Raw genomic sequence first — 11,008 nt, 5'->3', positions numbered from 1 at the left:
GTTTTAAAATGGCGGCTTCAAATAACAGATTTAAGTTAAATTATTAAGCGAATAATTACTGATAAAGCTGTTTAATTTCTTGGGCTGCGGCTAAACCACGTTTCGCTTCTTTCTCTGCGATTTCCACGGACAAACCAATATACGAACGTGGGTCTAGCATCGCTTTGATTTCATCATTGCTAAATGCAGTTGTAATGGTTTCGTTCTTGGTGAGGTTAGTGTAGAAATCCTCTCCATCCGCTGCGGTTTTGATGGCTTCTTCATACAGCAATGAGTGTGCTTTATCTTTACCCAGCTTCTCAGCCATTTTCATCATCACGTATTCGGTATTATCTAACCCTTTATTTCTCAGAACGTTATGCAGCATTCTCTCTTCGTGAGGTACCAGAGTTCTCGAAAGCTCTTCGGTTCTTAATAAAATTTCAGTAGTCAGTTCCAGCGCTTCTTCGATAAGCCCATCGAATAACATATAAGAGCTACTATCACCTTCATACGGTCTGACGGCAGAATACATCCCAACACTCGGTAACGAATACAGTTTTTGGGAGTTAGCAATAATCCCTTTCGCCAGTTTTGGGTTGATTTTGTGTGGCATGGTGCTGCTGCCCACGGTGCCTTTGGTGAAGCCTTCAGACACTTCCGCTATTTCTTCCAGCGTCGTGCTGTAAACTTCTTCCCCGATTTTATGACAGATATTCGCCATCAGCGCTAAGTTCGCCATGTACTCTAATTTATGGGTGCTGAGGTTGCGAGATGGGACTTCCATTGCGTGCATGCCCGTCAGCTCAGCAACGCGTTTTTGCACTTCTAAACCAATCCCCGGCATGGAGTTAAACGCACCCACAGCGCCACCCATCATGATGGTAAATACGCGCTTTTCACACTCTTTCATACGCTGGTAGCAGTCAATGAAATCGCTGATCCATACGGACACTTTGTAACCGTAAGTAATTGGAATAGCGTGGCGCCCATGGGTTCTGCCTGGCATCACCATATGCTTAGTTTTTTCAGCGAGACCCGACAGGTTTTCGATGATCTCACCTAACAGCAACATAAATTTATTATGTACCGTTTTCATCATGTACAGCTGCGAGCTTTGCTGAATATTTTGGGTGGTAATTCCGTAATGGATGTATTTACCACTCTCTTCAGAACACGCATTCACCAAGACTTTTAAGAAGGGAACGAAACCGTGCCCAATTTTTTGGTAAATGCGGCTCATCTCTTCAAAATCAATGTTCTCAATAACCGCTTTTTCTTTAATTTCATCGGCCGCTGATTGGGGAATGAATCCCGCTTCAGCTTGCGCTTGAGCTAACATGGATTCAAACATCAGCCAAGTATTGTATTTGGCTTCATCCGATAACAGGGCTTTTATACCGCGGTCATCGATGGTTTTACTCTTAGAATCATATAAGGCTCTCATCATATATCCTTTTATTTCTTCATGAACTCATCAACAGCGTTGCGAACAAATTCAACTTTCGGTCCATAAACGACGTGGACGTGGTTTGCCGATGGAAAGAAGAATGCGGTACATCCTGATTCCAACATTAAATCTTTATCAATTTTATTCACTTCTGCGACATCAATACGCATACGGGTAATACAGTTATCTACGTTACGAATGTTCTCTTTACCGCCTAAGGCTTCAACAAGGATCTCAGCGATTTCGCCATAACGTTTTTCTTTAATTAAGGTATTTTTCAGGTTGCTCGACTCTTCACGACCTGGGGTTTTGATATCAAATTTGATAATCGCCCAGTAGAAGATGAAGTAAGTCACTACCGCTAAACCGCCACCAATCAGCACTAAGAATATCCAGTTAGTGTGCTCGTACAGCAGACCGAAGATAGTGAAGTCAAACACGGTTCCACGGATATACCCGATAGCAACCCCAGCGAATGACAGTAACACTGCACCAATACCGACGATGATGGCATAGATTAAGTACAGCAGCGGTGCGATAAACACGAAGGTAAATTCGAGTGGTTCGGTCACGTTACCGAGCATCGCGGTTAATACCATGGTCACCAACATCGATTTAACTTCAGCACGGTTCTCTTTTTTCGATGTTTTATAAATAGCTAATGCAATGGCAGGGAACAGGAACAGCGTCACCAGCATTTGTTGCTGCGCCATAAAGCGCGTCAGGCTTGGCATCATTGCCCAGTATTCACTGCTTGGACCTTGCTTAAATAACACTTCCGTTAAGGCTGGAACGACACCGACAAAAGTTTGTCCATCAATAACATAGGTACCACCGGCTTCGGTAAATCTAAACAGAACGTTCCAAACATGGTGTAACCCGAATGGAATAAACAGACGTTCACCCCCTGCGGTAAAGAATGGACCGACAGGACTTAGGAAGACGGCAGAAAGCTTCATCAAGCCTTGTACTAAGACTTCCCAGATAAACGGTAATGTTCCACCGACCATGATCATTAAACCGACCATGATGATCGCAACCGATTTTTTACCTGAGAAGAAGGCGAAGGCAGTCGGTAGCTCGAGGTTGTAGAATTTATCGGTGGCCCATGCACCAATTAATCCTGTAATAATCCCCCCAGCGGCACTGATGTTTAAGGTTTGAATACCTAAAACTTTAATTTGTCCCACTTGACCCATAATCGCCGGATCCGCCAGTTTACCCGTGAGTACCAACCAAATGTTCATGGTGATAATCAACGAAAGGTAACCGACAACGGAGGCGAAGACCGCGATCCCCTTATCACGCTGGCTCATGCCGTAGGCAACCCCCATAGCGAACAGTAATGGGATGTTGTCGAAGATAACGCCCGCAATAGAACGGATGCTGACAAGTAATGCGTTAACGGTTTCATTGCCGAGGAAAGGGAATCGAGCAATCATGTAGGTTTGAACTAATGCACCACTGATCCCCAGTATCATACCAATTGGAGCCAGAACCCCGATTGGCAGGAGCAGTGTCCTACCAAAGCGCTGGATTGACTCACCGAATTTTCTTTTAGCCATATTTTTTCCTAATGACGAAGAATTATTGAAATTAACTGGAATACTAGCACTGGGTTTTTTAAATGAAATGATGTTACGGTTTTAAATATTATCTCAGGTCACAGGTTAAGACCTAGGTCATTAAAATTAAATAAAGCTTTTAAAATCATATTAATAATGATTTTGTCATCAATGTGTTGATGATTTTTTAAATAAATAATTATTTGAAGAATAACAAAATTAATTGAATGAAAAGCACTCAATTAACCTTAAGCTAAATAAATAAGGTGAGAGGGAGTTTATTTACAGCAGGTTTTCCAATTCATTAATTAATAAATCCACCAGAATGAAAAATCCGGTTCTGGATTTTGAATCATCCCGTTTAGTGTCATAGCTATCCGCGAAGCAGAAAAGGGTGTTATTGGCGTAGGCGGTGAGTTCGTTTGTGTGAAAGGCGGTCATACTGATGATGTTGGCCTCTTTCAATTGCACGATTTTAGCGGTTTCAATGATTTTTTTAGTTCCGCCGGATAGCGAGATAAAAATCACCGTATCATTTTGGTTGACTAGGCGAGTAAAAGAGTCGGAGAGATTGTAATCGTTGATAAAAAAGCAGTGTAATCCAAGAGAGAAGAGCAGGTGTTCAAGATAATAACCGACGGCTTTACTGGTGCCACGTGCCACTAAAAAGATATTACGCGAGCCGCGTAATGTTTTTGCACAGTCGCGAATTTGCTCTTCATTAATCAGGGTGAAGGTTTTATGAATATTATTTTCAAGCTGCTTTTTATACGACGCAGGGTTATTTTTTTCCGCTTTATTTTGTGAAAGGATATGGTTATTAATTTGAAACTTGAGTTCTTTAAACCCACTAAAGCCTAATTTCTGGGACAAATTAATAATGACAGTCTTAGAGACAAACGTTTTGGCGACTAATTCATTAATATTCAAGTAGGGAATATCGGCAATATTATCGGTAAGATATTTTAATACTTTTTTTTCACTGACGGTTAAGTTGTCATAATTCTTTAGAAAATCCAGCATATCTCACCTGATCAATAGAGTATCAAAAGCCCATTTTAGTCTGGGTTCGCGTGTTATTTATGATGATATCGACACTGTGTGAAGTGAGCAAAAGCTCAACAGCGTTGATTATACGTTAAAGCCGTATTTTATGCAGGTTTTCCGAGAGTTTTTTGATGTGAATGACTTATAAGGTCGATAATAATACTTATCTGTTTAAGCTAAGAATATAAAAATGAGACGGGTCTCAGTCAGAGTCTAAAGGATTAAAAACGCCTTGTGATAAAGCACATCACAAGGCGATTTTGTTTATCCCAATTCCGGCTCAATCATTATTTGAGCTGCCAAAGCGTTCCTTCAGAAATAACCGCGCTACCATGAGAAGCAAATAACATTAGCTTGCGTTCATTAGGTTGGGGATAAATGCGGCTAGACATTGCGGCGTCACCATCGTTGACAAAGACTTCAACGGAGGAGCGGTCAATAAAAATACGCAATGAAAGTTTATCGTTTGCGGGTAATGGAATGCTGCGATAACCGTCCAGCTCATATTCTGGGTAGTGCCGCCAGAGCACTAAGCGCTGAGATTGGCTATCAATATACAGCTCTAATCCATCGCTCACTTTATTACCTAGCGCTATACCATATCGTTCCGCATTGCTTTGGCTTATATCCCAAACAAGCTCTAACTCGATGGCGCTGGAATGGTCGAGTAGCACTTCTGTTTGACTAACCGAGTGAGGCTCAATGGGTTGGCTCTGTTGGCGCAGTGATTTGGCTTCAATCACTGGGCGTTGGCATAAATGCCCATCTCGTTCAAATAACTCGCGTGGCAGGGTTAAGCAGCCCGCCCAGCCTTCTTGTTTGGATGGCATTGCAGATTCCCACATATCCATCCAAGCCATAATGACACGTCGCCCATCCGCTGCCGTGAATGATTGTGGTGCGTAGAAATCGTGTCCATTATCCAGTTCAGTAAATTTTTGGCTTTGTGCAAAGGCGCTTCCTGCTTGCCAGTTGCCTTGGATCACGCCGGATTGGAAGCGATTACGATACTGATAACCTGTATTTTGTTGAATACCTTGCGGTGAAAACATCAAATAGTGGTGGTCGCCACACGGGAAGAAATCTGGGCATTCCCACATATAGCCACCATCGACATCCGCATGGGCGAGGATTCGATCAAGTTGCCATTCGCGTAGTGAATTTCCCTTATAAAGCAACGTTTGTCCACAATTTGCCGCGTCTCGAGCACCTAATACCATCCACCAAGTGCCATTTTCTTGCCAAATTTTAGGATCACGGAAATGCATGATGCCATCGGGAGGCGTTAGCACAATACCTTGTTTTTCAAAGTGAATACCGTCAGTACTGGTTGCTAAACATTGAACTTCACGGATAGCGCTATCGTCACCAGCATCTTTTAGCCACACATGCCCTGTATAAATGAGTGAAAGGGTTCCATTATCATTTACGGCACAACCTGAAAAACAGCCATCACGATCATAATCATCACCAGGTGCTAGGGCGATAAGCTGATGTTGCCAATGGATCATGTCGTGACTGGTGGCGTGACCCCAATGCATTGGCCCCCAATCAGCACTCATTGGGTGATGTTGATAAAATGCGTGATATAACCCATCAAAGTAGATCAAACCATTGGGATCATTCATCCAGCCGGCGGGCGGAGCAAGATGGAAGTCAGGGTAATAGGTGTTTCCACGTTGAGCTGTAAGCTGCTCAAGAGCAAATTGTGCTTGCTGAAGTTTTTGGTTCATAGTTCCACCGTTTTTTTCGATGTTGTCATACGATTGACGGTTGATGCGTCCTCTGATTGCAGAAGGACACTTGAAATTATCGTCATCAAAATGACGATAGCGGCGAGGATCATATAGGTATCTGCAAAGCCTAATGTGTCATAGCTGTACCCTGCGAGCGGGGATAAGAATGAGGCGCAGAGCGACGCTACAAACTGGAAACCCACTAAGTAGATGGTTGCAGATAAACGTTTATCAAATACGGATGTAATGTATTTAAATAATGAAATTAATAGGATAGGGAGTTCAACCGCATGTAGCAGCTTCATAAATGAAATCGTGATTGCATCGTCAGCAAGCCCCGAACCTAGAATACGCAGCGCCATGATCACGCCACTCAAAAGCAGACCACGTTTGGCACCAATACGATTGACGAGGAAAGGTGCTAAGAACATACCACCTGCCTCTAAAAAGACCTGAAGCGAGTTTAAGTAGCCAAACATCTCGTTGCCTTCGTTTTGGCTTGCAAACAACGAGGCAAAATAGACCGGAAATTGTTGGTCGTAGACGTTATAAACACTTACCCCGCAGACAAAGATCACCAAAGACCAAAATGAGCGCATGCGTAATAATCCCAGCGCATCAGTGATAGTCAGCGACTGAGTTTTTCCGAACTCAAGCTCATTCATTGTATGGGGGCGAACGTTGCGCAAACGCCATAACAGAATGATGAACAGAAGTGCGCTGGCAGAACCCATAGCAAAGTTTAAATTGGGGTCGATATTAAATAATAACCCTGCAAAAAAGGTGGCGCCTGCCCAGCCCAGTGAACCCCACATACGGGCACGACCATATTCAAAACTCGCGATGCGGCTGACGCGTTCAGTATAGGATTCAAGTGCGCCAATACCGGCAAAGAAAGTCGCGCCAACATAAATTCCCAGCGCCGCCGCTCCCGCAAAAATGTTCCATTTTAATAAGGGGGTACAGACAAAAATAAACCAAGGTCCGCTGATTAATAGCAATCCACCCAGAAACCATAATAGATTTTTGCGTAAGCCAAGCCTGTCTTGAATAAACCCATAAAGAGGTTGAGCACAAAATGCGGTTAGGCTGATAACAGAAAAAATAATGCCCGTATCGGTGCCCTTTAGGCCAATTTTTTGGCTGAGCCACAGAGATACCAAGGAAAACACGGATGACCATGTCCAAAAGAAAGTAAATAACAAACCACTTAATGTGAGATAGGCATGCATGTTAGCGCGTGTTTTTTTGCCCATAGATATTCTCCTACTGTCAGAATGTCTATATTGTTAATGTTAACATTCACTTTGTAAAAGACGGCATAGTGCATAAATATGATGTTAATCACCAATGTTAACATTAACATTGGCGGTATGTGAGGGATGTCACAGGTTTCTTATTCTCGCAATCATGTGGCGATTTATTGGTTGATATACTCCGACGAAAAGACGTTGGAACCAAAGACGTTGAAAACAAAGACGTTGAAAATAGAGTAAAGAGGGCAAAATGGTACTCTTAAAAGATGTCGCAAAGCTGGCGGGCGTTTCAATGATGACGGTCTCAAGGGCTATCAATAATCCTGAAAAGCTGAAAAAAGAGACATTAGAGCGCATTCAAAAAGCTATTAATGAAACGGGTTATACACCTGATCTTTCTGCTCGGATGATCCGCGGTACACGGTCAGGGCAAAAACCTCGAACGATTGGGGTATTGGCGCTAGATACGGCGACGTCTCCTTTTTCTGTCGATATCACGCTGTCTATTGAAGAAACGGCGCGTTCACACGGTTGGAATAGCTATGTGGTGAATATGCTAGAAGGTGATGATCCTGAAGCCATCGCAAGTTTACTTTTTTCTCATCGCCCGGATGGCATTATTTACACGGCAATGGGGCTTAGGCAGGTTGAAATTACCAAGCACATGATGAAGGTACCATTAGTACTCGCTAACTGTGAAAGCCTAAATGTACCAACGGCCAGCTATGTACCCGATGATGAAGATGGCCAATATAACGCGGTGAAAGCGCTATTAAATGCAGGTTACCGCCAACCGCTATGTTTATATCTCCCTGCCAACCACCCAGCGACTCTCCGTCGAGCTCTTGGGGTTAAGCGCGCTTGTGAAGAACATGGAATTAATGCGGATGCGTTATCTCATCATTTTTTAAGTACAGAAAATTATGCTGATATTCCTGAGATTGTACGCAAGCAGATCCACTATGGAAAAGCGGGTTTTGATTCAGTTATTTGTGGAAACGATCGGATCGCATTCATCGTTTATCAGATCTTGTTAGAGAGTGGATTGAAGATCCCAAAAGATGTCGCCGTTGTGGGTTACGACAATATGGTTGGGATCGGTGAATTATTTATTCCACCGCTTTCGACGGTACAACTTCCGCATTATGAAATTGGCAAGCGTAGCGCGCTACATATCATTAACGGGGAGACGCATCGAGAAACTGTCTATATTTCATCGCCTTGGTTACCAAGGGATTCAATTTAATCATACTGACTATTTTCAATATTGCTTGTGGAGTAATTTATGACCGATAAAGTGTGGGTTCTCGGTGATGCTGTTGTTGATTTGATCCCCGAAAGAGAAGGCTGCTTACTTCAGCTGCCGGGTGGTGCGCCTGCGAATGTGGCGGCTGGGGTAGCTCGCCTTGATGGACAAAGTGGATTTATTGGTCGTGTCGGAGATGATCCTTTTGGCCGCTTTATGTGCCGCACGCTAGATCAAGAGAGAGTGGACACTGACTATATGAAGTTGGATCCGCAACATCGTACATCAACGGTGGTGGTTGAACTGGATGAAGAGGGAGAACGAACTTTTACGTTTATGGTTCGTCCCGCAGCGGATCTTTTTTTAGAAATAGAGGATTTACCGGTATTTCAGGAAAATGAATGGCTACATGCGTGCTCTATCGCGCTGAGTGCCGAGCCGAGCCGTAGTACCACATTTTATGCTATGGAAAAAATTCGTCGTGCAGGTGGGCGCGTTAGTTTTGATCCTAATATCCGAACGGATCTTTGGCAGGATGAAAATCTATTGCGTGAATGTTTACATAAAGCGTTAACTTTCGCTTCGGTGGTGAAGTTATCCGAAGAAGAATTATTTTTCTTAAGCGGCAAAACCGATATTCAGCAAGGTATTGCACAACTTTCCACACAGTATTCTTTTGATTTGCTACTTGTGACTCTAGGTAAAAATGGGGTGATGGTGTGTTGGCAGGGAGATATTCTGCATTATTCAGCTAGACCCGTGGTGGTGGTTGATACGACAGGTGCGGGAGATGCCTTTGTCGCAGGTCTATTAGCAGGGCTGGCGGTTTATGGTCTGCCGTGTGATGAAAATACGCTGGGCATGATTATTGGACAAGCACAAATTTGTGGCGCATTAGCCACCACGGCGAAGGGAGCAATGACCGCATTGCCATATCGTCAAGATTTACTCAAAAGCCTGTAGTCACGATTTCGCGCAATTTTCTAGGGGGGGGGTTGTGGTGAATGAAGAAAGTGGTTTTTGAGAAGTAAAGACTGAGGTGATTCGCTAGAAAGCAAAAACCCGCCACTAGGGCGGGTTCTTTAAATAGTGGTGCCCGGACTCGGAATCGAACCAAGGACACGGGGATTTTCAATCCCCTGCTCTACCGACTGAGCTATCCGGGCAACGGGGCGCATTAAACCGTATTAGGCTGTTCTCGTCAATGCATTTTTTATAAAAAAAAACATTTTCTGACTGAGTGTTTTCTTTTTCGACAAAAAACGCCTGTTTAACGCGCGAGTGTACGAATTTTAACTTAATGCGCCTTTTTTACGGCACAGAGCGATAGTCAAAATATCCTCAGAAAGCTGTTGAGCAATTTCCACATCACGGATATCGCGATTAACCAACAAGCGATTTAAACAACCTTCTAAAACCAACTCCATCTGATTGGCGACGAGTTCTGCATCTTCAATATCTAGCTCATCGAGCAGCTGCTTAGTAAAGCTGAATGAGTTGGATTTTTGCAGGCGGCTTAATTGGTGGATAGGGTGTTCTGGGTCTGGGTAATAGTTGCAGGCAGAAATAAACAGACAGCCAGGGAAACGCCCTTCGCGGACTTTCTCTGCCAATTGTTGATAACGAGCCATGAGTTTTAGTTGTGGGCTGAGTCGCTCATCTAATAAGGTTTGGCGCTGCCACACTTCAATTTGCTGCCCGTGATAGCGTAGAGAATCATAAACGAGGGCTTCATCATCAGGCCAAAATTGGCGTAAGGTCGTAAAGTCGGATTCAATTTCAGTGAGTAAACTTTCTGTCGAGGCAGATAACCCCTGTTGCTCTAACTGGTTTAACGCATGGCTCAAAATAGTGTCGCGCTGGATACTCATCGTTATCTCCGTCACAAGATTTGCTAATTTTTCCATCATAGCAATGTTCAAAGTTGATTTATAGGCGTTGATTTTGTCACAAGTATGAGGGTGATAGATGGGAATTACGGGGAAGTCAAAGAGAGAAGAGGTAGAGAGGCATTACCCTCTCTATACCTAACGAGTTGTTTAGTAAAAATTAATTTCTAGTTAAACAACTTTTTCTCCATATCAATATCGATATGATAAAAATTAAAAATATTTTGCAGGAACTCATCAATATCGTGCTTTTTTAATTCTAAAGCATGCAAAATTCCCAAAAGATTTTGAATAGTAATCGCATTGACACCTCGCTCATAGCGAGAAATCTGTTGTTGGCTGATGCTTAAACGAGAAGCGAGCTCAGCGCCCGTGAGCCCAACGACTTTACGTCGTCGTTTAAGAAATGAACCAATGTAATTGGATACTTCATGGTTATCAAATTGTTGATTAGCTAGCATGATCCCTCCATGCGAGTTTTATTGAGATAATAGTATTCAAAGATAATTAAATATTATTATCTTTAATTGGCGAGAGTAATCTAAAATTGACTGGTTCAATTTAGGAGTATTTAATCGCTAAGTTAAATTAATTACCAATATTTATGACGGATTGATAGGCTATTTTCGATAGTTAATAGCTATTTCGATCACTCAGTTAGTGAGTAAGGCTATAAAGATTTATGGGTTTTATGTTTGAATATTCTGGTTTGATTAGTCTAATGATCTGGATTTTTGGGTTTTAATTGGTTTTTTATGGCGTTAATTACTGACTTATTTTTTATAAAAATAACGCAAAAAATAATAATGAAGTATGAATTGGGTAATGGGCTGTTACACT

9 protein-coding genes and 1 tRNA gene are annotated in these 11,008 nt (G+C 42.7%); 2 read left to right on the top strand and 8 right to left on the bottom strand.

What is annotated here, in order from left to right; all coding sequences use genetic code 11:
• Positions 1-55 precede the first annotated feature (55 nt).
• The 5 genes from JK188_RS13885 to JK188_RS13865 form a co-directional block, all read right to left on the bottom strand.
• A complete protein-coding gene (locus tag JK188_RS13885; RefSeq protein ID WP_211887003.1) occupies positions 56-1,426 on the bottom strand; it encodes a class-II fumarase/aspartase family protein in 1,371 nt (456 codons plus the stop codon).
• An 11-nt stretch (positions 1,427-1,437) separates the two neighbouring features.
• The gene (locus tag JK188_RS13880) at positions 1,438-2,994 is read right to left on the bottom strand and encodes a PTS transporter subunit EIIC (RefSeq protein WP_006658525.1); all 1,557 of its coding nucleotides are present in this window, start codon (positions 2,992-2,994) and stop codon (positions 1,438-1,440) included.
• 282 nt (positions 2,995-3,276) lie between these two features.
• Positions 3,277-4,017 (bottom strand): MurR/RpiR family transcriptional regulator, encoded by a 741-nt coding sequence (locus tag JK188_RS13875; RefSeq protein ID WP_036949583.1) that lies wholly within the window; start codon positions 4,015-4,017, stop codon positions 3,277-3,279.
• Positions 4,018-4,328: 311 nt separating this feature from the next.
• Positions 4,329-5,774 carry a glycoside hydrolase family 32 protein gene (locus JK188_RS13870; protein ID WP_211887004.1) on the bottom strand — a complete coding sequence of 482 codons (1,446 nt, stop codon included), beginning with the start codon at positions 5,772-5,774 and terminating at the stop codon, positions 4,329-4,331.
• Entirely contained in the window at positions 5,771-7,033 is a 1,263-nt protein-coding gene (locus JK188_RS13865) for an MFS transporter (protein ID WP_036949587.1), read from the bottom strand. The genes JK188_RS13870 and JK188_RS13865 overlap by 4 nt, the downstream gene beginning before the upstream one ends.
• 250 nt (positions 7,034-7,283) lie before the next feature.
• On the opposite strand from JK188_RS13865, the gene JK188_RS13860 reads away from it, so the two are divergent.
• Both JK188_RS13860 and JK188_RS13855 read left to right on the top strand, forming a co-directional pair.
• A complete protein-coding gene (locus JK188_RS13860; RefSeq protein WP_211887006.1) occupies positions 7,284-8,279 on the top strand; it encodes a LacI family DNA-binding transcriptional regulator in 996 nt (331 codons plus the stop codon).
• Between the two features lie 39 nt (positions 8,280-8,318).
• Positions 8,319-9,242: an aminoimidazole riboside kinase gene (locus JK188_RS13855; RefSeq protein WP_211887008.1), complete on the top strand. Its 924-nt coding sequence runs from the start codon at positions 8,319-8,321 to the stop codon at positions 9,240-9,242.
• 127 nt (positions 9,243-9,369) lie between these two features.
• Here JK188_RS13855 and JK188_RS13850 read toward each other — a convergent pair.
• From JK188_RS13850 to JK188_RS13840, 3 genes are all read right to left on the bottom strand, one after another.
• Positions 9,370-9,445, bottom strand: a tRNA-Phe gene (locus tag JK188_RS13850).
• A 126-nt stretch (positions 9,446-9,571) separates the two neighbouring features.
• Positions 9,572-10,144, bottom strand: coding sequence for a division control transcriptional repressor DicD (gene dicD, locus JK188_RS13845; protein ID WP_432206743.1), 573 nt, complete (start codon positions 10,142-10,144; stop codon positions 9,572-9,574).
• A gap of 191 nt (positions 10,145-10,335) precedes the next feature.
• Complete coding sequence (locus JK188_RS13840) at positions 10,336-10,629, bottom strand: helix-turn-helix domain-containing protein (RefSeq protein ID WP_036949597.1); 294 nt, start codon at positions 10,627-10,629, stop codon at positions 10,336-10,338.
• Positions 10,630-11,008 lie beyond the last annotated feature (379 nt).

It is taken from the genome of Providencia sp. JGM181, from assembly GCF_018257375.1.
Lineage (GTDB): Bacteria > Pseudomonadota > Gammaproteobacteria > Enterobacterales > Enterobacteriaceae > Providencia > Providencia lanzhouensis.
This window is presented reverse-complemented; position numbering and strand designations above follow the sequence as displayed.